Below are 26,420 nucleotides of genomic sequence, written 5' to 3'. Positions count from 1 at the left end.
GAACTGCGAATTGCGAATTGGAGGTGACGTAGTAGGTTTTAGCTTAACTTGACGCTAATGGCATCCTTGCCCGTTCCACAAGATATAAAAGTTCCACAACTCACCGGAATGCACCAACGTATTAATACTTAATATTTATATTTTTAATAAACACATATTTTTGTCAAAAACACGAAAACTCAGCCTTTTTAGCCTGCGCCCGTCTGGCTTTGTTCGTATAGTCTCACCCAAGCGCGGGTGTAGGTGCAAGATATAAAAAAACAATACCCCTCAATACATAGGTATTAAGGAGTGGAAATAAGAGTACAAATGACTCATCTGTAATAAATATTGATTTGAGCTAGAAATCATCAACAAGCAGGCTCAAGCGGCTAATAACGGGGTCAACCTCAACAGGCGCCGCAGGAGGAGGGCTAGTGTTTTTAGTATATACTTCTCCTCCTACGGGTAATGATTGGGTTGGAGAAACTTGGACTGTAATACCCTGCGTCACCATAATTGCGAGTTGTGCAACTTGCTGACTAAGTTGTATTAACTGATGTTCCACTGCATCCAACCGCGAAGCTTCTCTAGAATAGTAACGTCCTTCAAGGTCATTGATTTGACGATGAAGGTCGGCAACTTGTGGTTCGCCAACACCATTGGTTGGCAATGGTGCTGGTGGTATTGATGCTGATGGTGGTAGTGCTTGTGTAGCTTTTTGGTTTGGGCGTACCGCCTCTGGTACGCACAAAGCTTGCCACAAAGCTTCTTTGCAGAGGTCGCTAAACGATTTTTCCGGGTCTTTTTCCAAATGGCTTTCGACTAGCGCAAGCAAACTTTCGTCCGCAACCCCTGGATTGAAGGTAACTGATTTAACTACTTTTTTTGACCATTGGAACATTTCTTTTAAGCCTTAGCGGGACGATTGGATAGCTGTGCCTCTCCATAAATATACTGTCCCAAAGCGTTAGCTTGCCGCGATGGTGCAGCTAAATGAGCGTTAATTTTTGCGTCTTTGAGCAAACGCTGCATATCTTCCCAGAAAAATTCACCACCACCACCTGTGAGAATCACATCTGTTACCCGCTCTGGCAACCATGCTAATACGCGGTTACAAATTTCGCGCGAGAACATTTCGGTAAGATTCGGTAGGAAATCATCAAGGTTTGTTGGTTTGCTGGCGCCACGTGGACGGTAGAAGCGCTCACCTCTTGGACGGTTTACAGCAGCAATCAAAGATAATGATTGTGCGTCACTACCTTCGATTTCGGCGGCAACTAGTTCATAAAACTTATTCATGCCGAATTCTTCGCTCTTGGAAGCACCACGTGCGAAGCGGAAATTATCAACCATTAAGCAATCGATTGTTTGATGACCAATATCAACGATTGCCACGGAAACTTTTGTGAAATCAGGAGTACCAGGACCCTTCTTAGGTTGTGCTTCACACCACAGCAAGCTGCCGTAACCTTCGGGCATTATCCAAACTTTGGTTACGTTGAGTTCAACTGTCTCACCACGGAAGTTCATTACGTGTGGTCCGCTGATTTGACTCATCAACTGGCTTTTTTCTTTTTCAAATTGCTCTTGAGAATGATATGGCAAACTCAGAACTACAGAAATTTCGTCTTTCATTTTGAAATAACCAGCACAAGCCAGCACTTTCGCAAGTGCGTCTTCTACCTTCGATTGCCCGACTCCTAGGTTTGCTCCAAAGTCAGCTGCTAGTTGACCGATAGCGTAACCACTACCTTGGAACTCCATCCACAAATCCATTAATGGGTCTGTTGCGCGCGCTTCAAAGACGCCACCACGTACTTCTTCCATCGTCATTTTTTTGACGTTGGCAGGAATAAATAATACGCTGTTAGGTTCGCGACTGATAGAAGTTTTGGTGGAAGTTCTACCTAAGTCAACGCTAAGTATATTTTTACCTGCGCCGTTTGTAGGTCTTGGCGCCACACCAGTATTTACCGCGATTGGATTTGTACCAATGGGATTTGCAGCCACTGGAGTCCGATTCATTGGTATCGAGGCAGCATTCATTGGAGTTGCTGCACTAAGTGGTGTTGTATTGTTGGGTTGGTCTGTCATAAAGCTCCTAGTAATTACTTAGCCTTAACAAATTATCATGCTCTTATTGCAAAAAAACGAGTACTGGGAAACGCTGACAACAAAAATTTTTACCTAAATACAATTGTAATTAGAGATACTTTGCTTTAAGCCGTGTACTCGAATTATAATTTGCTGCCGCGTGACAATAATGCACGTGATGGCTTTCTTCCTGACTATAAAAGCTTGCTCTCTAGTTGATTGCAACTACTACCGAACTGTTTTATCTTGTTCTGCGCTTGCGCTTGCGTTTAAACACCCACAAACCGAACGCCAACACTCCTGCCACCAGCACAATTTTTGATACAGGGGCAAGGTATTTATCAACTAATTCATACTGTGTACCTAATGCATATCCTGAGTATGTTAGCAAACCAGTCCAGAGTGCGCTACCTAATGTTGTATAAAATATAAAAGGAAATAAATGCATGTTGCCAATGCCCGCAGGAACCGAAATCAACGTTCGTACTCCCGGTACTAGGCGCCCGATAAATACCGCTTTACTGCCTTGACGGTCGAACCATTCCATAGACTTGGTGATATCTTTGCTTGATACAGTTATCCACTTGCCGTACTTGTCAGCAAGTTTCTTGAGACGCTTTTCTCCTAGCATCTTGCCTGGATAGTACCAAACCAACCCTCCCAACACAGAACCAATTAATCCCGCTAAAAAAACACCTGTTAGATTAAGTGGCTGTACATTGTCAGGTAAATTTCCTGCTGCTTGCGCGGCCTGGACTGCTACTGGGTTTGCCGTAAAACCAGCCAAGGGCATTATTAACTCCGATGGAATTGGTGGAAACAGGTTTTCAAGGAACATCATTAAACCTATTCCCAAGTAGCCCAAGGAATATACGATATTAATTACAGTTGGTATTATCCAATCGAACATTGAGTTGATTCCCGAAACCTATAGCCGTCTCGTTACATTCATTTTCGCGCCCTTTGTGCCCTTATTGCTGCGTGCCTGCACGTAGCAATAAGTCAATAAATATAGTCGATTCAGTGCTTAATAAAAAATTAATACATCAGAATCTCGTAGCAAGTATATCAGTAAACATAATTTATTTATCGTAGAAATTTGATATAAATTAAAAATTGGGAATAGGCGCCGATTGGCATACCGATTCCCGATTTCCCACTTACACAATATGTGTTAAAGATTGCATTCTTGCAGAATGTTCCTCTTCCCAGTCTAATGGATTCCAAACACGTTCAGAAAGTGCCATTTGTTCGATTAAACTAGCTAAACGCAAAGCTTTGAGCGCTTGCTCTCCACCTACAGAAGGTGGGTTGCCACCACGAACGCAATTGACAAAATGGTCTAATTCGGCGCGTAAAGGCTCAATATTACTGGTGTAAACTTTTTCAATCAAGCCATCTTGTTTGTAAAGTGCTTGTCGAAAATCTGATGTCGGATTAGATGCTGTGTGTCGATGTATTAATATTTCATTTTTGAGAAAATCAGCCTCAGTCAGCGAGTTTTGACAGTGAGCTACAATATTACGAATTTTTCGATGCGTAATTTTACTAGCAGTTAGTGTAGCAACAACTCCATTGGAAAATCCTAATGTAGCAGTAACATAATCTAAATAAGCAGAGTCAGGACTCCGAGTACCGTTAGCAGTTAGTTTAACTACAGGAGAACCAGCTAAATCAAGCAATAGGTCAATGTCATGAATCATTAAATCCAAGACCACCGATACATCATTTGCACGGTTTGAGTAAGGACTCATGCGGTGCGCTTCTATCGCTAAAACTGTTTCCGTTTTCAGAACTTTACTCAATTCCTGAAAAACTGGATTAAAACGCTCAATATGACCTACTTGCAAAATACATCCCGACTCGGCAGCAGCGTTAACAAGCGACTCCGCCTCGCTCAGACTTGCGGCAATAGGCTTTTCAATCAAAACATGAACGCCTGCCAATAAACAGCTAATACCAACGGCGTAATGCATTCTTGTCGGTACTGCAATACAAACCGCATCGACTAGATGCAGCAGATCTGAGTAATCTTCAAAAAAGCGAGCTTTGTACTTGCTTGCTGTTTCCAGTCCGCGTTCAACATTAATATCCACTACGCCCACTAGCTCGACATCTTTCATCGAACTCAATACGCGCGCATGATGTTGCCCCATGTTACCTACACCTATTACGCCGACGCGAATAGGACGTAGCGGACTGCGTTGTGTATATGGATTTGGTTCTGCCACTGACATGCTTTCTTGCACTATTATTCTCTCCTCAACCACCAAATATAGAGATGCTACGGACATTGGCATATCATACAAAATACCAATAACGAGCCGTTTTAAACCATCCAGATGGTAACATGGAGGTTATATTTATGAAGAATTTCAAAGTTTGTCGTGAGTTCCCGGCGCCCATACCCCTCTGGCTAATTGGTTGTACCGTAAACATCTACTTACTGATTTTTTGTATACTTTGCACAAACTTCAATTTGTCTTATCACCAGCTTTGTATCAGAGCGCTCGCCTCTTACTCTAAACAAACACGAATCTTACTACAGACTAATTGTAGCTAATCAGCAATAAACTAGAAATTCAAGTTTTATGATTTTTGAAACTCCAGTAAATTTACAAGTATCTGTAAACTAAACATTGTTGATGTCGATTGGTATCAGCAGCAAAAATAGTTGTTTTAACTGATACTAAAACTGTATTCTTTGATACGTTTAACACATTTTTTGACTATTATTCCTCAGTTTGTGATATTAAGGTGCGTGAAACTTGTAGGGTGCGTGACGCTACCAGTTATTGCGCTTCGTTTCAAAATCTTTGTAGGGTGCGTGACGCTACCAGTTATTGCGCTTCGTTTCAAAATCTTTGTAGCGTCACGCACCCTACTCCAATCTTCGTAACTGAATTTGGTGTAAACGCGGTCCAACGACGGAGATAACGGTAAACTCCAAGTTTTGGAAAACGAATATTTCGCCTAACGCCGGAATTTTCTGTAATTGATAAAGCAAAAAACCTCCTACCGTCTGATATTCTCTTGCCAGAGGTAAATTTATATGTAAATTCTCATTTAACTCCTCGACGTTTATTTGCGCTTGAACTAGATATGTGACTTCATCCAAAACTTGAATCGATAAATTATTTGTATCCTTCGAGTTGGTTGCATCACCGATAATTTGAGCAATAACATCTTGAATAGTGACAAGTCCGGCTGTTTGACCAAACTCATCTACTACCATTACCATTGCAGGCTTTTGTCGCTGCAACATCGGTAGTAGTTCATGGAGTTGTGTGTTTTCTGGAACAAACCGCGCGGGTCGTATCCAAGGTTTGATTTGTGTATCTAGGGTGAGTTTGCCTAGAGCCAAAGGTTTTGTTAGGTCTTTGAAGTAAGCAAGACCGCGAACGTTATCCAAAGTTTCATCTATCACTGGGTAGCAAGAGTAACCAGTAGCTATCATTGCCTTGAGAAGGGTTTGTAAAGAGGCATTTATCGGCAGCGATACAATGCTAGTACGAGGAATCATTACTGCTTGAACTGTAATTTCCCCGAATTCAAAAACCCTTTTTAGCAGTTCGCGTTCTTTTGCCAGCAGCCCTATTGATTCACGTTCGGTTGATATAATTAACTGCAATTCTTCTGATGTAACAGGTGGGCGCCAGTTATGCTGTGTGTATTGAATACCAAAAAACTTGAGTAGCCAACGGTTAGATTGATTGAGTACCCAGATCAAAGGGCGAAAAAATCGTACTATTGCTTTAAATAAAGGCCCTAAAAATCTTGCTAGTTGTTCAGAGTATAGGATGGCTAGTGACTTGGGGCAAAGCTCACCCAAAACGATTTGCAAGTAGGCAATCAAAATAAAAGTGATGGGAATTGAGAATGAATGTAAAACAAAAAAATTCATCTCACTTGGTACTGGTAAGGACTCAAGCAATGCGTCGATTAACCCAACCATCGTGCTTTCCCCTATCCACCCCAACGCCAAGCTTGAAAGTGTTATACCTAATTGCGTAGTAGATAACAGTCTATCTATACTACGATGCAGCACATCAACTGCAACGGCGCCAGTATCACCTGATTCTACCAACTGGTGGATGCGCGAACGTCGCACCGTCACCATCGAAAATTCAGCCGTCACAAAAAAAGCATTGATTGCAATCAGCAACAACACCGACAACAACCTCAACCCTACATCTGTCCAACTCACTTTATTGACAACCCACCTTTAATAAGCGCCCTGTTTTGGATTTTGGATTTTCCCGGTATAGGGAAAATCTAAAATTGTTTTATCTTTCCACCGGAATATTTGGAACTTCGAGCCGCATTTTTTGTGCTGGGTAGTCAGTTAAAGCAAGTGAGATTTTTTTAACATCATCGAGCAGTGGTGTGGGAATACTCACTGTTCCTGTGAATTCTGAACTATTTCCCGGTAATTCTGCTGGTAAACCCTCAGTACTTTGTGAGAGTGTTCTTCCCTTATCGTCTGTAACATCCAAAAAGCTATACAAAAAACGTGCAGTTTCTGAACCTTTGTTTTGCATTTTCACTTTTAGCACTAAATCTCCACCAGTAAAACGCGCGGACTGTACCGAAAAGTTGATGCCACTATTTTCAGCGTTAATCGGAAATCCGGCTTGGGGCTTTTCTTGTGTCTCTTTAGGCTTTTCCTCTGGCTTTTGCTTTTGAGGAGCATCTTCGTCATCATCAGACGACTTCGCTTTCGCGGCTTTGGTTTTGCCCTCAATACGTGCCTTTACAATTTTTAATATTTCTTCTTCTCTTAGTAACGCCACTCCTGTATGTGACGTATTGCCAGATTTTGCCGAACCGAACTTACTTGATGGGCGCGCGTCGGGTGTAGTTACACCTTTTAGCGCCTTAGTACCGACATCAAAACCTAAAATTGCACTTACTGAACCAGCTCCCAACATCAGGGTTAACAAAGTTAACGTCAGAAGCACAGTAGAATTAAGTTTCATTGGTCTTAAGATTCTCTTAGAATAAGTAATTGGGCTATTTATGTAAATCAGGGAGCTTGCGGACTTCTAGCTTACATGAACTTTATCAATATTAGTTTGCACCATTTCATTCTCAAATTATGTATTATGATCTTGTAAACAACCACTACCATATATAAGCCACATTTTTTTTGACTTCTGATCTGTCAATTTCGGTTTTTGTGAGTTATCATAGATTATTAGTTTAGTTAGCCAGGGTTGGCCGATCGGTTTAGGCAACGAACTCATAATTCGTCCCAGACAGGTTCAACTCCTGTACCCTGGATTTAGTGGAAAGTAAAAAGTGCTGAGTGCTGAGTAGGTAATTTTCAATACTCAGCACTCAGCACTCAGCACTCATTACTCTTTATCTTTGTTCAAATCGAAACTCAGTACCACTTCTGAGTCTTTCTTGATTTAATCGTGGAGACGACATCAAGGATGTGTTGTAAGGATTGGGAAGGTCTGGAGTACGAATGTATGGATCATTCATTGCTTGCTGCATAATTACGTCTCTGTAAAGAGCATTAACCAAGTCACCATCTCTTTCAATTTCCTTTTCTGGAAAAGAGCTACGGAACAGTGAACCTGGACCAAGTATTAAGTCAATGTCTCGGTTTATACCTTGATTGCGGTAGTAGTTAGGACTATTTTTGAAATAAGCTCTTTCCATTGCTTCACTTGCGGTTTCGTAGTTGGGTACGTTATCTGACGTACTTTGTTGTGCTGTCGCAACAGATGGAACCGCCGCAGTAAGTAGTATAAAAAGACTACTTAAAAATTTTAACTTTAAACCCATAATTAAATTACTCCTCAGTTTTTCTGTTATTGAGCAAAGATACGCGCGCATCTTAATTTATGCTTAGTTTGGGAACTCGGATGAGTTCAACTTTGGTGTAGCACAATTTTTTACCAGTTGTAATGAGTTATTCCGCTGAAATTAGCCAAAAGTCCGATGTTTGGGCTGCAAGTACTGATATATCCACCCTGCGTCATCAGTTATTAGATTTACTTTGCCAAGAAGCTTATAAGGAGGGGGATTTTGTTCTTTCCTCCGGCGCCAAAAGTACATATTATATAAATGGCAAATTAATAACGCTGCATCCTATTGGCGCCTTAGCTATTGGTAGATTGCTTTTAAGTATGTTGCCAGCAGATACACAAGCAGTAGCTGGGTTAACTTTAGGCGCCGACCCCATTGTCAGTTCTGTTAGCGTTGTATCGGCATATGAGAATAAACCTGTATGCGCGTTGATTATTCGTAAAGAAGCCAAAGGTCATGGTACACAAGCGTATATTGAAGGGCCTGTTTTACAGAGTGGCGCCAAAGTTGTTGTGTTAGAAGATGTTGTCACAACTGGACAGTCAGCAATGAAAGCTGTAACTCGACTACGTGATGCTGGTTATGTGGTTGAAGAAGTTATTTCGCTGGTAGACCGAAAACAAGGTGGCGCCGAGTTTTATGAGTCACAAGGGTTAAAGTTTGAAGCAGTGTTTGATATTGAGGATATTCAGAAAAGGTATAAAGAATTGATCCCCCCAACCCCCCTTAATAAGGGGGGCTGAGAGCGATAATTGTGACGGGTTGTAGCACGGGCGTCTCGCCTGTGCAGTGGTTACAAATAGATATATTTACCACGGAGACACAGAGCGCACAGAGAAGAAATTAAGAGTAAGAGGAATGAACCACAAAGGGCACAAAGGACGCAAAGTAAGATTGGCAACGGATGATAAACGGATGTAACGGATAGGTAATTTTAAATAAGTAGACTTTGTTGGAGTTTCAATAACTCATCGTTATATTTACCAATTTTTAACCAAGTCCAAAAGTATGAGCTAGTGCAACATCAACAGAAGACATATCCGACCAAATTCCAATTACTCTGTCAATTTCTACTTCAAGGACGGTCACAAGGTTGTCAGTCATGATAACTGAGTCATGTAGTAACCCTGTTTGCTGTCCTTCTGGTGTTGCTATTTGCACCAAAACCCGACTTGGATGTCCAGCACGCGATAAATTACTGGTAATCATTGCAACAATTGTTTGCGGTAAACCAGTAGTTAAATTATCGGCTTGCACAACAAGAGCCGGACGGCGTTTAGCCGTGCGAAGGTTTGAGCTTGGAAACAAAACTAATACTATTTGTCCGCGATTATAAGGCATCGTAGGCATCCATATCGGGGTGTTCCCAATCAGAAGCAAAACTTTGTAATCTGGCGCGCAAGTTTGCTGCTTGTTCTGAGTTTATGCCACGAGAAGATAAATCTACAGAATTATCAGTTGTAACAAAAGTAACGATGACCTTTGTTCCTTCCGATAAATCCGGTGTTTCAAGTAACTCAATTTTACCGTTCTGATAAATACCTTCTATCGATTTAAGCATTTCCACTGTTTAATTGATACACTACTATACATATAAGTTTCCTCTATTTTATCGTAAACCTCCGATTGCGGGAGGAACTTAAGCTCATACTTGTAACAATATGCATTTAATTATACCTCTTTTATAGTGAGCTATAAACAAAATACTTGTACTATAGTATTACTAAATAGCCGTACTGTTACCTTATTGCTTCAATTTGATTGTTTAGCTGTTCAAGGTCTTGCCGTTTTTGACATATCCATGCTTTGTCAGCTTGACATTGTATTAAGGTTTCTTGATGTACTTTAGTGTACTGGTCTAATATTTTTTCATAAAAACAAATTCCATCATGAATTATTTTTTCAGATTGCATAGTCTTTTCGTTAAAAGCTGTACTAATAATTTCGTTTATGTTGTCAAAAATAATGTCTAATGAATTGACAAATTGCTGACAACCTGTGTCAAAAACTTTACTTTTTATTTCTAGATCAATTCCTAGCACACCTCCTAAACCACTTCCTAACAAACCACCTCCTATTAAACCTCCTATGACTGCTAAAATTGGACCAGCAAAAACAAATGCTGGTATTAATACTGCTGCTCCTACTTCATCAATTAATGTGCTATGCAAGAAACCACGCGCGTTACAGTCTTCAACTACTTGCAAAACACGATGACAAAGAGAATCTAGTTCTTTTTGATTTTCTTGATACTTTTTTAATTCGCTATAAGCTACTTGGTTGTGTTGAGTTATTGTTATTTCAGGTTTAGTAGGTAAAGCAACTAATATATCACTTGCAGCATTAACAAAGACAATATCTAACTCGCTAAATCTACACGGGTCGAGCTTACATCTTACTTCATCTAAAGCTACATAGTCTGTATGATTATTATGAGCGAATGCTGACTCTAGAACTGATAAATATTTAGGGTTAATATTTATATGCTTACCTAGAATTTCTAAGTATTGCTTCTCAGACAAACCAATACCATCTATGGCTGATATTTCATAACCATAAGCTATTATCAGTAATTTTTCAGATTCAGATAGAGAATCGCTGAGGATGAGTAGATTATTGATTTGTCTATAAATCTGATTTTCTTTAATCCCCTTAATCATTAAATGCGTTAGGCGCCGTATATCGCTTTCAGGTGTACTAAATCTATAAAGGATTGTTAGTAGCTTTTGCTTTTCCTCTTCTGCCACTGTGCCATCTACAAATATTACTCCTAGCAACACTGTGACTAAATTTGCCAGAAATGTTACAGACGGTGTGATAAGACTTTGAGTCAGCTTTTGCCCAGTAATGCGTGATAACAAATCAACGGCTTGAGAACTAACTAAGGAAGTATTCATATATACAGTACATAGACTAGTTAGATTTAGTATTCCCACATCCTTAGCCAAAATTTATCTACATACCGCGTAATTACGGTTATTTTAATTTTCCTGAACAAGTTAGGCTCGAAAAAATTAACTTATAGCAACTTAAAACAATGCATTTTCAATTTTCTCCTTTAATTGACGCTGGTATTCAAGCAGGTAAATACGCTCAGGTTTTTAGTAATGGAGTACCAATAGCTATGGCTAGAGATAGTGTTACAGGGCAATTTGTTGCCCACGCTGTCGGCGCCACTGTTAATAACAGCCCTTTATCTCCACTGTTAGCTGCTTCTCAATTTGTTAGTGGTGGAGTGCAAATGTATCAAACGCACCAAGGGTTTATAAGCGTACTAAGTAGTTTACAAACGATGCAGGCTAGTTTAGGAGTGCTGCAAGCTACCACAGCATTAATTGGTGTAGGAACTGTAGCAGGTGTAGCATTGACGGCAGTAAACTTACATCAAACACTAAAATTAAGAAAAGAAGTTGAACAGTTACGACTAGAGGTCAAAAATGGCTTTGTTGACCTTAAACAAGCTTTAAAAGACCAAGGAGCAGAAATTAGGCAGTTAATTGAAGAGGTATCCCAAGATATTAAATTTGAGCAACACCGTATAGTGTTAGTACGAGCGTATGGATTATTTCTTCAGGCAATGAACCGCTTTCGTTCAGCGATGCAATTACAAGATTTAAGCCGTAGAAATGCTGAAATAGATGGCGCGCGCGGGATGTTATTTGAGGCTTTAGCTGATTATACAAACCTTCATTTATTAGAACAAACTTGTGCTGCTGGAAGACTGCGGCGACTTGAGTGTGCTTGGATAATTGAGCAAGGAATAATTGCAACTTATCAAGTACAGAATGAAATGTCAGCAGTAAGCGATAGAATTGTTCAGCTACAAGATAACATTTGTCAAGAGTCTGTAAATATTATTAATAATTGTGAATCTCATGATGAGCTTGATTTTATTTTTCCTGAGATTACACGTATTTACAGTCATGATTTACCTGTATTAGACTCATGGCAAAATCATGTTGACTGGATGCACGCGCTTCCTGAGTCAGAATCTAAACTTTTAAGTAGTGCTGATTTAAATGACTTTGAATTGATAACTAGTCAAGATGCAGTGTTAACGGCGCCGAGAGAGGAATTAATATATGAAGAGTTAGCGGAAAAGTCGCATTTTTACTCTTTGCGTGACCAGCTATTATTTTTGTTTGATTATGAACTACGGCAAGAATACGAATTTTATATTAATCAACAGTCTATAAATGCTGGTTATAAAACACTCGTTCCATCTAATTTGGAAAAAGCATCAGATTTAACTGTTGCTAATCTTTATTATTATTTCAAAGTTAGAGATGAATCTGAAGACGAAACTGAAGAAGAATTAGCTGGTAGCCATCAAACAACTAAAATAGCTACAGCAAGTCTAGAAAAAGAGCCTTTAATTAGCAATACTTTACAGGTAAGCATATTTCAAAAACTTAAAACTGTTGTAGCTAATCAGTTATCGGTTGATGTCAATAAAATAACTCTAAACTCGAACTTAGCTCAAGATTTGGGGGCAGATTCTTTAGATGCGGTAGAGTTAGTTATGGCTTTAGAAGAAGAATTTGATATTGAGATTCCTGATGGAGATGCTGAAAGAATTACAACAATTCAACAGGCTATCGATTACATTAGTAAAAAAGTTTCCGCAGCCCTTTAGTAGGTAGGGCGGCTATGCCTGACAAAACCCAGATGTGGTGGCTTAAGCCACCTTACTTGTAATTTTCTGTGCGGGCAGGGATGCCCGCTCCACAAGACTTTTTAACTCCTCTTGTTCCCCCCTTATTTAAGGGCAGGGCTGATTCATTCTTGGAAGGAAATTAAATTCAGTTGAAATTTGCTACGAAATTACACGTAACTTGTTCTTTTCCTTTGTGCCCTTTGTGCCCTTTGTGGTTTATTTCTTTAAGGAACCGCAAAGACACAAAGAACACAAAGGGCAATAGCGATTTTTCTTTTTAGAATGAAACAGCCCTGCCTTATTTAAGGGGGGCTAGGGGGGATTAAGATTGAGCTACAACTTCTTTATCCTTCGCCAAGAATTTCTCCAACTCTGTCAAAGCATCTGCATCAACTTTGGTTTGCATTGGGCAGAATTTGGGGCCACACATTGAGCAGAACTCGGCAGTTTTGTAAATATCTGCTGGTAGAGTTTCGTCGTGGTATTCCCGCGCGCGTTCTGGGTCGAGTGATAATTCAAACTGACGGTTCCAGTCGAAGTTGTAACGCGCGTGTGATAATTCATCATCTCTATCACGGGCGCCGGGACGACGACGGGCGATATCAGCGGCGTGTGCGGCTATTTTGTAGGCTATTAATCCGTTTCGCACGTCTTCTGCGTTGGGTAATCCTAAGTGTTCTTTAGGTGTTACATAACACAACATGGCTGTGCCGTACCAACCAGCCATAGCGGCGCCAATTGCTGAGGTGATATGGTCGTAACCTGGAGCAATATCGGTGACAAGTGGACCAAGTACGTAAAAAGGCGCCTCGGAACATTCTTCCATTTGCTTTTTAACGTTAAATTCGATTTGGTCCATTGGTACGTGTCCGGGACCTTCGACCATGACCTGAACGTTGTGTTCCCAAGCTTTGCGGGTTAGTTGCCCTAAAGTTTTTAGCTCAGATAATTGTGCGTCGTCGGATGCATCATGTGTACAACCTGGACGTAATGAGTCACCTAAGCTGAAGGAGACATCATATTTTTTAAATATTTCGATGATGTCGTTGAAGTGGGTATATAAAGGGTTTTGTTTATGGTGTTGCAGCATCCAGCGCGCGATGATACCACCACCACGGGAAACTATACCTGTAATGCGCGATTTTACTAAAGGTAAGTACTCAATTAGTAAACCCGCGTGGATAGTCATATAATCTACCCCTTGTTGAGCATGTTTCTCAATTACATGCAAAAAGTCATCAGGAGTAAGTTTGTCTAAGTTGCCGTGAACGCTTTCCAGTACTTGGTAAATAGGTACAGTACCAATGGGAACGGGTGAAGCATTAATAATAGTGGTGCGAATTTCGTCTAAATTACCACCACCCGTAGACAAATCCATCACCGTATCGGCGCCATATTTTACAGCCAGGTTTAATTTAGCTACTTCCTCAGCCATATCCGATGAGTTAGGAGAGGCGCCGATATTGGCATTAACCTTACACTTGGAGGCAATACCAATTGCCATTGGTTCCAAGTTAGTGTGATTAATATTAGCAGGAATAATCAACCGTCCCCGTGCGACTTCATCACGAATCAAATCAACAGGGAGATTTTCCCGCTTGGCAACGTAGTGCATTTCCTCAGTAGTTACACCAGTACGAGCATAATGCATCTGAGAAACATTATCCTGCCCACGTCGTTTGGCAACCCATTCAGTTCGCATAATTTTAAATCATTTCCTTCATGAAAGAGCTTCCCTCCGCTGGTATTACCCAGACTCAGGTGTTAAGGGTGTAATCTCAGCCCGGATTTACTCAGGCACCCCTAGCAAGGAAATTAATCCTATTGTTTTTATTGTGACAGTTTTTTGCGCCGACAAAAATTAATTAATGTATTGTAAATTGTCCAAATGCATTACTTTTATGTGCTTTTGTAAAGAAACCTGTAGCACAGACCGGAAAGCCTGTGCAGTAACATATTTTTAGCATCAGTCAGCATCAAATTTGATGATTATATGGAAAATAGCACCATTCGGACGACTTTAACCTTACCAGCAGAACTAGTACAATCAGTTGACAGCGCCATTAATCAAGGAAAAGCTAACAGGACTTACGATATTGTCACAATTGAGAGTCGGTGCGTGACGCTACAGGTCTTATAGCTACGTTGAAGTTTTTTTGTGGCGTCACACACCCTACGATTTTTATGTGCCAGTTGCGTAAGTCCTGGCTAAAAGTCGTAATGATTTTGTAGCACGTGCGATTCGTAACGAATTAGCAGCTTTACAAAGAGCAGAAATTAATGCCGAATTTGCGGAAATGGCTAACGATACTGAGTATCAGGCATAAGTTGAGATTTTGAATCAAGAATTTGCGCGTTCAGATTGGGAAGCTTTTAAATTAGGCGAGTCTCAATAAAGATATAAGAGTTAGACCGTAAGTATTTTTGGGAAAAATAAAGTAGTCTTAAATACTAAAGTTTTACGTAGTCGTCATGGCTGAACGTCTTGATCTAAATTCTGCTTTAAAAATACTTGATTTAAAACCAGGTGTGTCTCAGGAAGAAATAAAACAAGCTTATCGGAAGCTTGCGAAACAATGGCATCCCGACTGTTTTTTAGAGCCAACCCAAAAACTAGGCGCCGAAGAAAAGATTAAAATTATAAATCAGGTTTATGAGCAGCTTAAGAATTATCAATATATTGACACGCAAAACAGTGTAAACACAACTTCAGCAAATAAAACAAGTGTCTCTTCTACTCCATCCACTCCAGAAACTATTTACCGACGCGGAATGAGTAAAGCTTCCACTGGTAAATATAATGAAGCCATTGAAGATTTTACTATAGCGATTCGGATGAAGCCTGATTATATTGAGGCATATAAATTCCGCGCGCTTGCTTGTGAAAAGCTAGGGTATCTCAACCGGGCAAAGTCAGATTATAAAAAAGTTTCAGAGTTAGAAGTTATTCAGCGAAAATTGGAAGTTAGGGAACGACTGCGAAAAGAGCAAGAACAAAAATATCAGCAAGAAACTGCTTCTCAAAAGTCAAAACGTGCATATCGATGTAAATTAGTCAAGTCTTTAAATCATGGTAGCTGTATTTGGAAGTTAGCAGTTAGTTCCGATGAAAAATTTATTGCCAGTGCAGGTAGTGATAATACTGTCAAAATTTGGAAATTATCAATATCTGAATCAACAGGTGACTTAATAAACACTTTTACCCATGACCAATTAATACGATGTGTTGTATTTAGTAATGATAATCAAATAGTTGCTAGCGGTAGTGATGATGGTAGTATTACCGTTTGGCAAGTCGCAACAGGTACACTAATTAACAAATTTAAAGTACATTCGGCGCCTGTTTGCTCGGTTATTATCAGCCCAGATAATCAAACTATAATCAGCGGTAGTAATGACACTAGTATCAAAATTACCCATATCAGTATGGGAGAAATGTTACATGTCATTAAAGCGCATACTCATACTGTTCAGTCATTAGCACTTAGCACAGATAACCAAATATTAATAAGCTGTAGCAGTGATAAAACAATAAAACAATGGAATTTAAAAAATCGTAAATCCCTAAGTGTCATATCACATTCGGCGCCTGTTACTTGCACCTGCTTTAGCCCAGATGGAAAATATATAGCTAGCGGAGGTTTTGACCAAAGCATTACATTATGGGATATGACTACTGGAAGCAAGATTAATACTTTTGCTGGACACCGGGCGCCTATTTCCGAAGTATCTTTTAGTTATGATTCTCAGATTATTGCCAGTACAAGTACAGATGGTGCTTTAAAATTGTGGCAAATTAACACGGGAGAAGAACTTGATATGGGCGCCAGTTTAGATAATATTGGCACAAGTAAGATTAATGTTGCGAAGTTTAGCTTCGTTTCAAAAAGCCTTGTTTGTGCTAGTAATGAGGGAATAATTCAAATTTTACAATGCAATTAATAGTAGGGTGGGCAGTGCCCCACCATATTAGTTAATAAGTGCTATATTGATCGGCGACTTTATCTAAGATTTTACCTAGTGCGGCGCCACTTGATTCACAAGAAAAGTTTTCTTTAGCGTAGCGTTGTGCTGCTTGACCGAGACGGTTTCTTAGGTCTGCGTCATTCCAGAGCATTTCTATTGCTTGGGTTAAGTCGTCAACGGAGTTTGGTTCTACTAGTAAGCCTGTTTCACCATGTTGAATATAATCTTCTGCTCCGTGACAACGGGTGGCAATAACAGCACGACCCATTTGCATTGCTTCGACTATGGTAACTTGTCCGGCTGCGGTGACTTCCGGGTTGGGAAGTAAGGGGACTACATTTATTCGCGCTTCTTGAGATAGGCGCCAGCATTCTGCTTTACTAATACCGAAAGGTGTTTGAACGTTTTGTGGAATGTCTAATCCTTCTAACGCGCGTTTTCCTGATGCTACAATTGTTGGTACATTGAGCTTGGAAACTGCTTGAAATAAAGAAGGAAAATCACGGTGGGCAGAACCAAGAGCAGTAATAAAAGGTTGTTGTGTATTTTCTTGATGCGTTATCGGAATATGTTTCTCTTGGAATGGAACGAATTCAAAGCGCTCTTTGGGAATTCCTAACCATTCATGATAAATGTCACGTTCACGTCGTGTATGAACAACAAAGCAGTCAATTTCATCTAAAGAAGCTTTGGCTAACAGGCGCCTCCATCCATCCGAACAAGTACCAATATTAAACAGCCAAGCAATTATTGGAAAACGTTTACGAGTTAAGCGCCTTTGCATCCCAAGTACTGCTGGCATTTGTGGAAAAACTGTTATAGTTCCTCCCTTGGTTAATTTTAGTGTATCGATTCCATGCTGCCAATAAATCAGCCAATCTTGGAAACCAGTTACTTTTGATTTACGCTCATGCCAGTTCTGTAATGGTTGTCTACGCGGTATAATCTCAAATTTATGTCGATCACCAGGAACATGTTGAGTCAACCAATGCTCCTGCATCCGGTTTAATCTGTTAATAAAAGGGGCTGCAACTGTCCAATGCATAAACTTGGTTTGATACTTTTTACTTTTTATGTTATTTAAGAAATAATAGTAGTCGATAATTTACCCGCATTAGAGAAAAAGATAAAATCTTTAGATAACCAAACCTTAAAATTACAGTAGCTTTAATGTGCGTTAATTAAACTTTGCCCATTCTTGTTGTAAAGATTGCGGTGCCGGATTTTTTGTATCGTATATCACAATCACGTTTGTTAGTTTACGTCCAGCAGGCACTAGAATTTTACCATTCGCAGCCAATGCCCTGGAGGCGCCTCCTAAAAATAAGAACGAACGTCGGCTGTAATTTGCGATATTATTATTTTTCTCTTTCGCGTCTCTGTAACTCATGACCAAGTATATTCTTTTTTACAAACCATACGGGGTACTGTGCCAATTTACACGCGATACTCCGGAACGTCAAACGCTTCAAGATTATATAGATGTTCATGACGTTTACCCAGTTGGGCGCCTAGACTGGGATAGTGAAGGTTTAGTATTATTAACAGACGATGGACAACTACAACACCGTCTGTCAAATCCAAAATTTGCACATCAGCGAAGTTATTGGGTACAGGTTGAGCGTATTCCTGATGAAGCAGCACTACAAAAACTACGTACTGGTGTAGAAATTCAAGATTATCGCTCTTTACCTGCTTTGGTACGGTTATTACCCTCTGAACCAACTCTACCCGAACGTGACCCACCAATAAGATTTAGAAAAAATGTGGATACCGCATGGTTAGAAATGACGCTTCGAGAGGGGAAAAATCGTCAAGTTCGTAGAATGACCGCAGCAGTAGGGTTTCCGACTTTACGGTTGGTGCGTTTCCAAATCTCCCATCTTACTTTAGATAGTTTACACCTCGGTGAATGGCGCCACCTCACATCTCTTGAAGTCGATTTGCTGCATAATATTGTTTCTACAAGCTGTAAATATAAACAAGATAAACCTAGAAAGAAGCGAGGATAATTTTTCTATCTCTGAAATTTAACCATTAAACTTAAATCAATTCTAATAATTTCTTAATTATTTCTTAATTATTTCAAAAGTATACAACAGGTGCTAGTAGTACGGTGGGCAGTGCCCACCCTACGTGTGTCTAAAAATTTGTAGTTAAATATTTGGATTTGGAATAAATCGCGAAAAAAGCTGTATAATCAGCTTCTTTTCATTTTACTGTTTTTGATTCAGCCTTGTTTATATAAAAATTTGGGTGCTTTCTTACTTAATATTATGAGCCGAAATCAGACATCTAGCTGGAATCGTATTTCTAAAGAGCAAGATAATATATTGCCCTTGCCCGCAACACACTTGGAACTAGTTCCTGATAAAGTTGTAACTAGTACAAACCAAACAGGCGAAGTATTTTACTCTCAGACAGATTGTAATTTATTATACCGCGAGCTTTACGAAGAATCACCTTTGATTCAATTTGCGCTCGATGAAAAAGGTTTTGTTCTAGCAGTAAATCAATTTGGTGCTAACTTACTTGGTTATACCAAAGAAGAGTTACTTTATAAGCCAGTTTTTCACTTGTTTGCTTCCGGAGCGCGTGAATGTTTAGCAAGTACAATATTAAGTTTATTCAAAGTATCATCTGCGAGTGGAACCGTTAGTTCAGAATATCGCCTAAATTGCCCTCATAGCGAAATTCTTTGGGTAAAAGTAACGTTACGAATATTGCCGGGTGAAGCACAAAAAACTGTAATTTTAATGGTTTGCGAGGATATCACCGCACAAAAGCGTTCGGAAGACGCTTACGATGAATGCGAGCAAAGGTTCTTTTTTGTTGCAAATGCTGCTCCTATAATGCTGTGGATGTCAAGCTCCAATGGGATGTATAACTTTTTCAATACGGCTTGGCTCGAATTTACAGGATATACTATTGAGCAAGCGCAGGGAATCGGATGGCTGGAAAGCGTACATGTAGATGATAAAATTAATTGCTTACAAATCTATTATTCAGCACTCAATTCTCGACAAAAGTATTATATAGAGTATCGCTTACGCCGCGCGGATGGTGAGTATCGTTGGATTTCTGATACAGGTATTCCAAGAAAAACACCGGATGGAGAGTTCACAGGTTATATTGGTTGCTGTATAGATATTAACGAGCGTAAATCAATCGAAGTTGCTCATTCACAAATCGAAGTTGACGACGCGCGAGTTTTGGAGCTTGAAAAACTCGACCATCTTAAAGACCAGTTTCTTAGTACTGTATCGCATGAATTGCGTACACCGCTTACAAATATGAAAATGGCAATTCAGATGCTTGGTATTGCTCTGAATATAGGTCAAGCATCAAGAAATGCAATAGATACAGTAAATCATACAATACAAAGTAAAGAATCAAAAGCCGCGCGTTATTTTCAGATTTTGAATAACGAGTGCGAACGCGAGATAAATCTGATAACCAACTTCTTAGATTTACAGAAACTTGATGTCAACACGAAACCTTTAGTGTTGGAAACCGTATTTATTCAGAAATGGTTGGTAAAGGTGGTGGAGTTATTCAAAGCAAGAAACCGTAACTACCTTAAAGACTTATATGTGGATATTGCCCCAGACCTACCTCAATTTGTTAGCGACCCATTTAGTTTGGAGCGAATTTTAATCGAGCTACTAACTAACGCATGTAAATTTAGCCCAGAAGGTGAAGAAGTCATCGTTAGCGCGCGGTTAAAATCTCAGAACATCGAACTGAGTGTTACAAATACGGGTGTTGAAATTCCTGTATCTGAGTTACCGCGTATTTTCGATAAGTTCTACCGTATCCCCAGTAACGACCCTTGGAAACAAGGTGGTACGGGTTTGGGTTTGGCGTTAGTTCAAAAGCTTACCAGGTATCTAGGACTTACAATCGAAGTTGAAAGCGGGTTGAACCGTACCTGTTTTAAGTTGCATCTGCCAATTAGATAATAAATGTATTAATTGTTAATCGTTGGCGCCGGCGGAGTTTGTCAATCATAAGCTAGAATAATTCCCTGTACCACTTAGATTCTATCTAAGGTACTGGCTGATGTGTTTTATTTAACAATAACCCTTGTATGTAGAGACGTTACATGTAACGCCTGTACGTACATACGTTAACCTGTTTTAATTGATGTACTCTAAAGTAGGAGCTGCCAGCTGGCGCCTGAGCGAGAGTAATGCTCTTAAGTGCGATTCTGAGAACCGGCAAAGAAACAAGCTTTAGTCCCAAAAATACCAAACCTATTCATAGTTCTGACGGGTATCGGTATTCTTTCACAAAAGATTGACTCTGAAGGGCGAAGTTTGTCTTTATGACGAATTACTCCAAAAAATCGCCACCTAATAATACGGGATTAAGGAATTTCCGCAATGTTGATTTGCCCTGAGTGTAAATTTGAGAACCCAAATAAAAATAAGTTTTGTCAAAATTGTGGCACTTCTTTGACCGAACGGGCTTGTCCGGCTTGTGGCGCCGATGTGCCGAACGATGCTGAACGATGCCAGAATTGCGGTAAGTATTGTGCCACAGTATGGTTAGCTATTGTCCAATTTGATCAAGAGAAAGAAGCACCGCAACAGGTGAATGATGTACCCTTGGATGAAGAAAGCATTTTGATTCAAGTTAAGCGACCTGTACCTTTGGAACAAGCTATTCAAGTCGTCCCTCAAACGCGCGCGCTTGAGGTTGGGTCGTACTTGGATAAACAACAGCGTTATAAAATACTTGAAGTGCTACCACAAGAAACGAGTACTGATACAGAGTTATTGATACGAGTACAAGATTGTGAACCGTATCAAGTTACGCCAATTGCTGCATCGTTACAGCAAGGTTCAAAAGCTTTGGTAGAGGCGCCTGGTAGAAGCGAGGTAGCAAAACCGTATTTAGCTTTGCAGTCGCTGTGTAATTATGGTATTCCACCAATACACGACGCTTGGACATTGGAGAACATGCAAGTAGTGCTGCTCGAAGACCGTTCAAGTTGGGAATATTTACTCGAACTTTGGCAAGAAGACCAAACGTCATCGCTACAAGTTGTCCATTATTTCCACCGCATGACTCAGCTTTGGCAAATGCTTGAACCATTAAATTGTCGTCAAAGTTTATTAGAGTTAAGCAATTTACGACTCGATGAAGACGAAGAGCTAGTACTGCAAAGACTTTATCTAGAAAAACCTTTGACGAATAGTGAGTCAAATCTTAGTTTTGAAGATTTTGAACCAGAACAAACTTCTTCAGATGTAGCAGGTGAAACATTAAGCATTAAAGCATTGGGTCATGTTTGGCACACTTTGTTCAAACAGTCGCAGCGAACACAGTTTGGACCATTGATGCAGTTGCTGGGAGATTTGGACGTTGGTACAATAGAGACGGTTGAGCAGTTACAAGCACGGTTACGCAAAATAGGCGCCGAACTTGAAACGCCACCGACTGTTAATGATAATGATAGTGATAGTGATAAGAATATTCTGAGTAATCACGAGTCGGACGATGTAACCGTTACGATGGCATCGACATCAAATACTGCGGCACCTACTGTTCTACAATTGGTCGAAGCAGAGGAGAATGAAACAAAAAGCGATGATATGCCTACAGTCGTTCTCCCGATGCAGTTAAACAGTCTGGACAATGCAGGACTTACCGATGTTGGTCGTCAACGCGACCACAACGAAGACTATTTTGGTATTGAAACAAGAGTCAATAGAGTAGAATTTCCTAAAGCGCAAGCGATTGCAGCAAGGGGATTATATATTTTATGTGATGGTATGGGTGGACATGCGAGCGGCGAAGTTGCCAGCGAGCTAGCAGTTAACACTCTGCAAAAGTACTTTAATTCGTATTGGAATTTTAATCATCTACCGAGTACTGATATTATTCGTGAAGGAGTACGTCAAGCAAATAAGGCAATTTACGACCTCAATCAAAAAGATGCTCGTTCGGGTGTTGGCAGAATGGGGACGACTTTGGTGATGCTTTTAGTACAGGATACGCATGTTGCTGTTGCCCATGTTGGTGATAGCCGTTTATATCGTTTAACTCGTAGGGGACTCGAACAGGTTACAGTTGACCATGAAGTTGGGCAACGCGAAATTATGCGTGGAGTTGAGCCAACTATCGCTTATGGGCGCCCAGATGCGTATCAACTGACACAAGCATTAGGTCCACGTGATGAGAATTTAATCGACCCAGACGTGCAATTTTTCCAAATAAATGAAGATAGTTTATTTATTCTTGCCTCAGACGGGTTAACGGATAATAATCTACTCGAAACCAATTGGCAAACGCATCTCAAGCCGTTACTGAGTTCTAATGCTAACTTAGATAAGGGTGTGCGTGAGTTAATTGACTTAGCGAATAAGTGCAACGGTCATGATAATATCACTGCTGTGCTTGTTAGAGCCAAAGTACGTCCAAATCCAAGTACGGTTTAATACACATTAACCGTCAACTATTATTAAATTTTGTAATGTGGTTACGCTCACCTTATTAGAACCGCAACAAAAAAACCCACTTCAGAAGTGGAGTTTTAGCGACGAACCTTTGATTCGGATAGGTCGCTCGGCTGATAATCATATTGTCATTGCTGATGATTTGGTATCTCGCCATCATCTCGAACTTCGACGAGTCGATACAGGTGGGCAGAATAGTGCTTGGCACTTGGTTAATAAAGGCATTAACGGTACTTTTGTCAATGGTATTTTAGTTACTCAAGCACAAATACCTGACAGTTGTTTGTTGCAACTGGCAAACGGTGGTCCTTTATTAAAGTTTGAAGTCGAACCTGTAAGTCCTAAAATAAGTCCTAGTACGTTACCTACCTGTACTCACGAAGGTAATAATCCGAATAATTTATTTTGTATTCATTGTGGTCAACCCATAAAAGTCCAGCAAACGGTTCGTCACTACCAAGTCCTGCGAACGCTTGGACAAGGGGGGATGGGGACGACTTTTTTAGCTTGGGACTCTTTGGGAAAGATTTCTCTTGGGCGCCCGCAATTGTTAGTACTAAAGCAGATGAATGCCGATATGGCGCGAATTGCCAAAGCGCAGGAACTGTTTGAACGCGAAGCAAACACCCTGAAGTCGTTATCGCATCCAGGGATACCAAGGTACTATGATTTTTTTGTCGAGGACGGCAAGAAATATCTAGCAATGGAATTAGTCCAGGGGGAAGATTTAGAGAGACTGGTTTTATTCAAAGGGCCAGTAAATCAAAATCAAGCGGTTTTTTGGATGATTCAAACGTGTGACGTGTTGGACTACCTGCATAACCAAGACCCACCACTTATTCATCGCGACATTAAACCAGCGAATTTAATGATGCGTTCCTCGAATAATAGTATTGTGGTACTGGATTTTGGCGCCGTGAAAGAAAGTTCATCGATACCGGGTACACGTATAGGTGCAGAAGGGTATTGCGCTCCAGAGCAGGAGCGAGGACAACCGTTAACGGTATCAGATTTATACGCAATCGGACCTACCCTGATTTTTTTACTATCAGGGGAAAGTCCATTCAAATATTATCGCCAACGCGGGCGCCAGTTTCGGTTTGAAATAGGAAATATTCCGACAATTACCCCGAAATTGCGTGAAATCATCGACCGCTTGACGGAACCATTGCCACGCGATAGATATCAAACAGCAAAAGAGGTAATTGCCGCACTTAAAGAATTGTAGATTGGTGTGTGTGTAGAGACGTTACATGTAACGTCTCTACATCAACGGGTTAGAATTATTCTTCTTCGTCCCATGCTTCCACGGATAATAATTCGCCAATTTGGTCTTGCATAGTAAATCCAAAATCCAGCAGTTCCTGTTTCCAGTGCTGCCAGTCATTGCCAAAAAGCAAAGCAATCTTCCAAATGCTGTCTGTTGGTTTGACAATATCAGAATCTACAAGTGATTGCACATTGCGCTGCAATTTCACCATTGGGTGAAGTACTTGTTGAGCCATAACATCAATTTAATTTTGATTTTGTTTGAGTAAAAACTTGGTCAAAACTGCTTTCCATTGAATCTGGAAAACTTGCCTATACGTAGAGTTGTATTACCTTTGGCAAAGCCAGTCTTATCTTTTTAACTATACCACAACTAACAGGAAGTTGTGAGCATCAAATTCTGGTTTGTACGGTAATTACCACAGAAAAGCATAAAGTGCGGCAGATGAGAGAGTTAAATTTAGGCGGAATCAAGAGTCATCCTACTACTTGCAGATATTACATAGCTCATGAGAACCGGATAATCGGGGTAAAAAACAAACAGTAAGCGTAAAGAATACATCTTTAGTACATTTACAGTTATTTTTGAGATTATCTGGAGATAAACGTGACTTTATCGAATCTGTCAAAAAATGGCAAGATGCATTCGTTAATCAACGCACCAGAAACAGAGGGGGTAATGGTGCTATTCGTCAAGTAACTACAAGTATATCAGAGATATTCTTATAAATATTTCTTAATAATTAGCTCGCAGTCAATCGACTTATAGCTTATCGCAAACATCTACACCTGGATACACATCATGCCAATCTTTAGAAAAATTTAATATTTATCTATCGTAGCACAGGCATCCTGCCTGTGCAGTGAATAAGTTAGAACAGGCGCCCATTCGTAAAAAAAAATATCCATTATTAACTTGTTATATGTAACATTATTTACAACACCCCCGTAGGTTGGGTGAAGCGCCAGGGCAACCCAACAAAAACATCTTGCAACGGATGCAACGGATGTAACGGATAAGCTATTGGTTACAAATAAAATCCGCATCAATCAAAATTAACTATCCGCTACATCGGTTCATTCAAATATATTTACCACTCCAGACACAGAGACACAGTAGAGACCGAATAAATTCGGTCTGTAGAGAAGTGTAAAATGTTGGTGTCTACTCCCCAAATGTAATGAAACAACAAAGCTTATAAGTATAATTTGTTGCATAAACCCAAGTTAATTAGGAATTGTTGACAAAGGAGCAACATATAGCAGTCCGCGCATCATTTGTAAAATTCGCACTCCGGTAGAGACGCGATTAATCGCGTCTCTACGTATAAAATTTTTTACAAATTATATAGGAATGCTAAAGAAGAACCGCTTGATTTTGACGCTTGTTATGATAATGAAACTGTAGATGTTGAGTATCTTAGAATTCATGCTCCTCGACTACTGAACTGTTATGACCGTGCAGGACAAAAAGCCAAATACAAAGGTGAAATTTTTCCGTCGGACTAGCCTGTAGGTAGTTACGGTGTAACTTCATATGAATTATTTCAGCGTGATAGAGCTTTAAACAAAAAAGGTATTATCGCTATTGACTTATTAAGGTGGGAACCATGATTAAGAATGACCAAGAGTATAAAAATACTAAGTATTTAGCAGAAGAATTTGAAAAAACTATAGCAGCAATGGAGCTAGATGAAGAAAGAAAAAGGCACGACTACCAAAAATGGGAAATGGGGAGAGGGGCAGCACAGTGCCATTTAGATAAGTTAAGAGCAGAAATAGCGGAATACGAAATGTTGATATCTCATGATAGTCAGGTGCCTATTGTGTTAAAACTTGATGATAATTGGTTATTTGCCAGATATTCTAATCAAAGCGCGCATTGCTGCGAAGTTGAGCCAAAAAGAGCTTGCAGCTTTGTGTGGATTTACAGAAGAACAAATTAAACTTTATGAAAAGAACGATTATCAAGGCGCCAGTTATCTTGATGTAAGATTTGTAAATAGAGGACTTACGTTCATCTAAGAGTAGAGCAAAAAGTCAAGACAATCTTACTGAAAATAAACAACTTCAACCTCGCGCTTGAATAGAAAATTATTAGGGTTATAAATACAAGGCGCCTGTTATTAATCTTCGAGAGGCACCATCAAAAAAATCTTTGCTTATTA

General features: G+C 40.0%; 24 protein-coding genes, 1 tRNA gene, 1 pseudogene and 1 riboswitch. Of the genes and pseudogenes, 12 read left to right on the top strand and 14 right to left on the bottom strand.

Annotated features, from left to right (window positions below):
- Positions 1–340 precede the first annotated feature (340 nt).
- From fcmC to AC2JBO_RS11050, 6 genes are all read right to left on the bottom strand, one after another.
- Positions 341–883, bottom strand: coding sequence for a filament morphology membrane protein FcmC (gene fcmC, locus AC2JBO_RS11075; RefSeq protein WP_496953700.1), 543 nt, complete (start codon positions 881–883; stop codon positions 341–343).
- A 5-nt stretch (positions 884–888) separates the two neighbouring features.
- Positions 889–2,076, bottom strand: a complete 1,188-nt coding sequence (gene fcmB, locus AC2JBO_RS11070) for a filament morphology actin-like protein FcmB (RefSeq protein ID WP_496953699.1) — start codon at positions 2,074–2,076, stop codon at positions 889–891.
- Between the two features lie 241 nt (positions 2,077–2,317).
- Entirely contained in the window at positions 2,318–2,986 is a 669-nt protein-coding gene (locus AC2JBO_RS11065; protein ID WP_496953698.1) for a DedA family protein, read from the bottom strand.
- A gap of 250 nt (positions 2,987–3,236) precedes the next feature.
- Positions 3,237–4,325, bottom strand: coding sequence for a Gfo/Idh/MocA family oxidoreductase (locus tag AC2JBO_RS11060; protein WP_496953704.1), 1,089 nt, complete (start codon positions 4,323–4,325; stop codon positions 3,237–3,239).
- 632 nt (positions 4,326–4,957) lie between these two features.
- Entirely contained in the window at positions 4,958–6,283 is a 1,326-nt protein-coding gene (locus AC2JBO_RS11055) for a hemolysin family protein (RefSeq protein ID WP_496953697.1), read from the bottom strand.
- Positions 6,284–6,362: 79 nt separating this feature from the next.
- Positions 6,363–7,055: a hypothetical protein gene (locus tag AC2JBO_RS11050; protein ID WP_496953696.1), complete on the bottom strand. Its 693-nt coding sequence runs from the start codon at positions 7,053–7,055 to the stop codon at positions 6,363–6,365.
- Between the two features lie 231 nt (positions 7,056–7,286).
- Between AC2JBO_RS11050 and AC2JBO_RS11045 the strand changes: the two genes are divergently transcribed.
- A tRNA-Ile gene (locus tag AC2JBO_RS11045) sits at positions 7,287–7,359 on the top strand.
- An 81-nt stretch (positions 7,360–7,440) separates the two neighbouring features.
- On the opposite strand, the gene AC2JBO_RS11040 is transcribed toward AC2JBO_RS11045, so the two are convergent.
- Positions 7,441–7,872 (bottom strand): hypothetical protein, encoded by a 432-nt coding sequence (locus AC2JBO_RS11040; RefSeq protein WP_496953695.1) that lies wholly within the window; start codon positions 7,870–7,872, stop codon positions 7,441–7,443.
- Positions 7,873–7,994: 122 nt separating this feature from the next.
- Between AC2JBO_RS11040 and pyrE the strand changes: the two genes are divergently transcribed.
- Positions 7,995–8,639, top strand: a complete 645-nt coding sequence (pyrE, locus tag AC2JBO_RS11035) for an orotate phosphoribosyltransferase (RefSeq protein ID WP_496953694.1) — start codon at positions 7,995–7,997, stop codon at positions 8,637–8,639.
- Between the two features lie 247 nt (positions 8,640–8,886).
- On the opposite strand, the gene AC2JBO_RS11030 is transcribed toward pyrE, so the two are convergent.
- From AC2JBO_RS11030 to AC2JBO_RS11020, 3 genes are all read right to left on the bottom strand, one after another.
- Positions 8,887–9,237 (bottom strand): type II toxin-antitoxin system PemK/MazF family toxin, encoded by a 351-nt coding sequence (locus tag AC2JBO_RS11030; RefSeq protein WP_496953693.1) that lies wholly within the window; start codon positions 9,235–9,237, stop codon positions 8,887–8,889.
- Positions 9,227–9,457, bottom strand: a complete 231-nt coding sequence (locus tag AC2JBO_RS11025) for an antitoxin family protein (protein ID WP_496953692.1) — start codon at positions 9,455–9,457, stop codon at positions 9,227–9,229. Before AC2JBO_RS11025 ends, AC2JBO_RS11030 begins: the two co-directional genes overlap by 11 nt.
- A gap of 178 nt (positions 9,458–9,635) precedes the next feature.
- Complete coding sequence (locus AC2JBO_RS11020; protein ID WP_496953691.1) at positions 9,636–10,793, bottom strand: hypothetical protein; 1,158 nt, start codon at positions 10,791–10,793, stop codon at positions 9,636–9,638.
- A gap of 140 nt (positions 10,794–10,933) precedes the next feature.
- On the opposite strand from AC2JBO_RS11020, the pseudogene AC2JBO_RS11015 reads away from it, so the two are divergent.
- A pseudogene (locus tag AC2JBO_RS11015) lies at positions 10,934–12,205 on the top strand (hypothetical protein); the annotation flags it as partial.
- 66 nt (positions 12,206–12,271) lie between these two features.
- Positions 12,272–12,532: an acyl carrier protein gene (gene acpP, locus AC2JBO_RS11010; RefSeq protein WP_496953703.1), complete on the top strand. Its 261-nt coding sequence runs from the start codon at positions 12,272–12,274 to the stop codon at positions 12,530–12,532.
- A gap of 343 nt (positions 12,533–12,875) precedes the next feature.
- On the opposite strand, the gene thiC is transcribed toward acpP, so the two are convergent.
- Positions 12,876–14,255, bottom strand: coding sequence for a phosphomethylpyrimidine synthase (thiC, locus tag AC2JBO_RS11005; RefSeq protein ID WP_496953690.1), 1,380 nt, complete (start codon positions 14,253–14,255; stop codon positions 12,876–12,878).
- A 14-nt stretch (positions 14,256–14,269) separates the two neighbouring features.
- A riboswitch (TPP riboswitch) is annotated at positions 14,270–14,368 on the bottom strand.
- 178 nt (positions 14,369–14,546) lie between these two features.
- Between thiC and AC2JBO_RS11000 the strand changes: the two genes are divergently transcribed.
- The gene (locus AC2JBO_RS11000) at positions 14,547–14,693 is read left to right on the top strand and encodes a hypothetical protein (protein ID WP_496953689.1); all 147 of its coding nucleotides are present in this window, start codon (positions 14,547–14,549) and stop codon (positions 14,691–14,693) included.
- A 332-nt stretch (positions 14,694–15,025) separates the two neighbouring features.
- Positions 15,026–16,495, top strand: a complete 1,470-nt coding sequence (locus tag AC2JBO_RS10995; protein ID WP_496953688.1) for a DnaJ domain-containing protein — start codon at positions 15,026–15,028, stop codon at positions 16,493–16,495.
- Positions 16,496–16,526: 31 nt separating this feature from the next.
- Here the strand turns inward: AC2JBO_RS10995 and AC2JBO_RS10990 are convergent, their stop codons facing one another.
- A complete protein-coding gene (locus tag AC2JBO_RS10990) occupies positions 16,527–17,564 on the bottom strand; it encodes a glycosyltransferase family 4 protein (RefSeq protein WP_496953687.1) in 1,038 nt (345 codons plus the stop codon).
- Between the two features lie 132 nt (positions 17,565–17,696).
- Positions 17,697–17,909: a hypothetical protein gene (locus AC2JBO_RS10985; protein WP_496953686.1), complete on the bottom strand. Its 213-nt coding sequence runs from the start codon at positions 17,907–17,909 to the stop codon at positions 17,697–17,699.
- On the opposite strand from AC2JBO_RS10985, the gene AC2JBO_RS10980 reads away from it, so the two are divergent.
- From AC2JBO_RS10980 to AC2JBO_RS10965, 4 genes are all read left to right on the top strand, one after another.
- The gene (locus AC2JBO_RS10980) at positions 17,908–18,531 is read left to right on the top strand and encodes a pseudouridine synthase (protein WP_496953685.1); all 624 of its coding nucleotides are present in this window, start codon (positions 17,908–17,910) and stop codon (positions 18,529–18,531) included. The two genes, AC2JBO_RS10985 and AC2JBO_RS10980, sit on opposite strands and share 2 nt — an antisense overlap.
- Positions 18,532–18,795: 264 nt before the next feature.
- Positions 18,796–20,481 carry a sensor histidine kinase gene (locus tag AC2JBO_RS10975; RefSeq protein ID WP_496953684.1) on the top strand — a complete coding sequence of 562 codons (1,686 nt, stop codon included), beginning with the start codon at positions 18,796–18,798 and terminating at the stop codon, positions 20,479–20,481.
- Positions 20,482–20,904: 423 nt separating this feature from the next.
- A complete protein-coding gene (locus AC2JBO_RS10970) occupies positions 20,905–22,965 on the top strand; it encodes a serine/threonine phosphatase (RefSeq protein ID WP_496953683.1) in 2,061 nt (686 codons plus the stop codon).
- A 37-nt stretch (positions 22,966–23,002) separates the two neighbouring features.
- Positions 23,003–24,211, top strand: coding sequence for a protein kinase domain-containing protein (locus AC2JBO_RS10965; RefSeq protein ID WP_496953682.1), 1,209 nt, complete (start codon positions 23,003–23,005; stop codon positions 24,209–24,211).
- A gap of 55 nt (positions 24,212–24,266) precedes the next feature.
- On the opposite strand, the gene AC2JBO_RS10960 is transcribed toward AC2JBO_RS10965, so the two are convergent.
- Positions 24,267–24,488 carry a DUF4327 family protein gene (locus AC2JBO_RS10960; protein ID WP_496953681.1) on the bottom strand — a complete coding sequence of 74 codons (222 nt, stop codon included), beginning with the start codon at positions 24,486–24,488 and terminating at the stop codon, positions 24,267–24,269.
- 1,374 nt (positions 24,489–25,862) lie between these two features.
- On the opposite strand from AC2JBO_RS10960, the gene AC2JBO_RS10955 reads away from it, so the two are divergent.
- Complete coding sequence (locus AC2JBO_RS10955; RefSeq protein WP_496953705.1) at positions 25,863–26,198, top strand: hypothetical protein; 336 nt, start codon at positions 25,863–25,865, stop codon at positions 26,196–26,198.
- Positions 26,146–26,277, top strand: a complete 132-nt coding sequence (locus tag AC2JBO_RS10950) for a hypothetical protein (protein WP_496953702.1) — start codon at positions 26,146–26,148, stop codon at positions 26,275–26,277. The genes AC2JBO_RS10955 and AC2JBO_RS10950 overlap by 53 nt, the downstream gene beginning before the upstream one ends.
- The last annotated feature ends 143 nt before the right edge of the window (positions 26,278–26,420 follow it).

The organism is Calothrix sp. CBUCES-K 9914 (genome assembly GCF_059640475.1).
This window is presented reverse-complemented; position numbering and strand designations above follow the sequence as displayed.

Excerpts from the sequence above, each read along its gene's own strand:
- AC2JBO_RS10990 (WP_496953687.1), bottom strand. The coding sequence starts at position 17,564 with ATGCATTGGACAGTTGCAGCCCCTTTTATTAACAGATTAAACCGGATG.
- AC2JBO_RS10995 (WP_496953688.1), top strand. The coding sequence starts at position 15,026 with ATGGCTGAACGTCTTGATCTAAATTCTGCTTTAAAAATACTTGATTTA.
- fcmB (WP_496953699.1), bottom strand. The coding sequence starts at position 2,076 with ATGACAGACCAACCCAACAATACAACACCACTTAGTGCAGCAACTCCA.
- AC2JBO_RS10975 (WP_496953684.1), top strand. The coding sequence starts at position 18,796 with ATGAGCCGAAATCAGACATCTAGCTGGAATCGTATTTCTAAAGAGCAA.
- AC2JBO_RS10960 (WP_496953681.1), bottom strand. The coding sequence starts at position 24,488 with ATGGCTCAACAAGTACTTCACCCAATGGTGAAATTGCAGCGCAATGTG.
- fcmC (WP_496953700.1), bottom strand. The coding sequence starts at position 883 with ATGTTCCAATGGTCAAAAAAAGTAGTTAAATCAGTTACCTTCAATCCA.
- AC2JBO_RS10970 (WP_496953683.1), top strand. The coding sequence starts at position 20,905 with ATGTTGATTTGCCCTGAGTGTAAATTTGAGAACCCAAATAAAAATAAG.
- pyrE (WP_496953694.1), top strand. The coding sequence starts at position 7,995 with ATGAGTTATTCCGCTGAAATTAGCCAAAAGTCCGATGTTTGGGCTGCA.
- AC2JBO_RS11065 (WP_496953698.1), bottom strand. The coding sequence starts at position 2,986 with ATGTTCGATTGGATAATACCAACTGTAATTAATATCGTATATTCCTTG.
- AC2JBO_RS11000 (WP_496953689.1), top strand. The coding sequence starts at position 14,547 with ATGGAAAATAGCACCATTCGGACGACTTTAACCTTACCAGCAGAACTA.
- AC2JBO_RS11020 (WP_496953691.1), bottom strand. The coding sequence starts at position 10,793 with ATGAATACTTCCTTAGTTAGTTCTCAAGCCGTTGATTTGTTATCACGC.
- AC2JBO_RS11025 (WP_496953692.1), bottom strand. The coding sequence starts at position 9,457 with ATGCTTAAATCGATAGAAGGTATTTATCAGAACGGTAAAATTGAGTTA.
- AC2JBO_RS11030 (WP_496953693.1), bottom strand. The coding sequence starts at position 9,237 with ATGCCTTATAATCGCGGACAAATAGTATTAGTTTTGTTTCCAAGCTCA.
- AC2JBO_RS10955 (WP_496953705.1), top strand. The coding sequence starts at position 25,863 with ATGATTAAGAATGACCAAGAGTATAAAAATACTAAGTATTTAGCAGAA.
- AC2JBO_RS11040 (WP_496953695.1), bottom strand. The coding sequence starts at position 7,872 with ATGGGTTTAAAGTTAAAATTTTTAAGTAGTCTTTTTATACTACTTACT.
- AC2JBO_RS11050 (WP_496953696.1), bottom strand. The coding sequence starts at position 7,055 with ATGAAACTTAATTCTACTGTGCTTCTGACGTTAACTTTGTTAACCCTG.
- AC2JBO_RS10985 (WP_496953686.1), bottom strand. The coding sequence starts at position 17,909 with ATGAGTTACAGAGACGCGAAAGAGAAAAATAATAATATCGCAAATTAC.
- thiC (WP_496953690.1), bottom strand. The coding sequence starts at position 14,255 with ATGCGAACTGAATGGGTTGCCAAACGACGTGGGCAGGATAATGTTTCT.
- AC2JBO_RS10980 (WP_496953685.1), top strand. The coding sequence starts at position 17,908 with ATGACCAAGTATATTCTTTTTTACAAACCATACGGGGTACTGTGCCAA.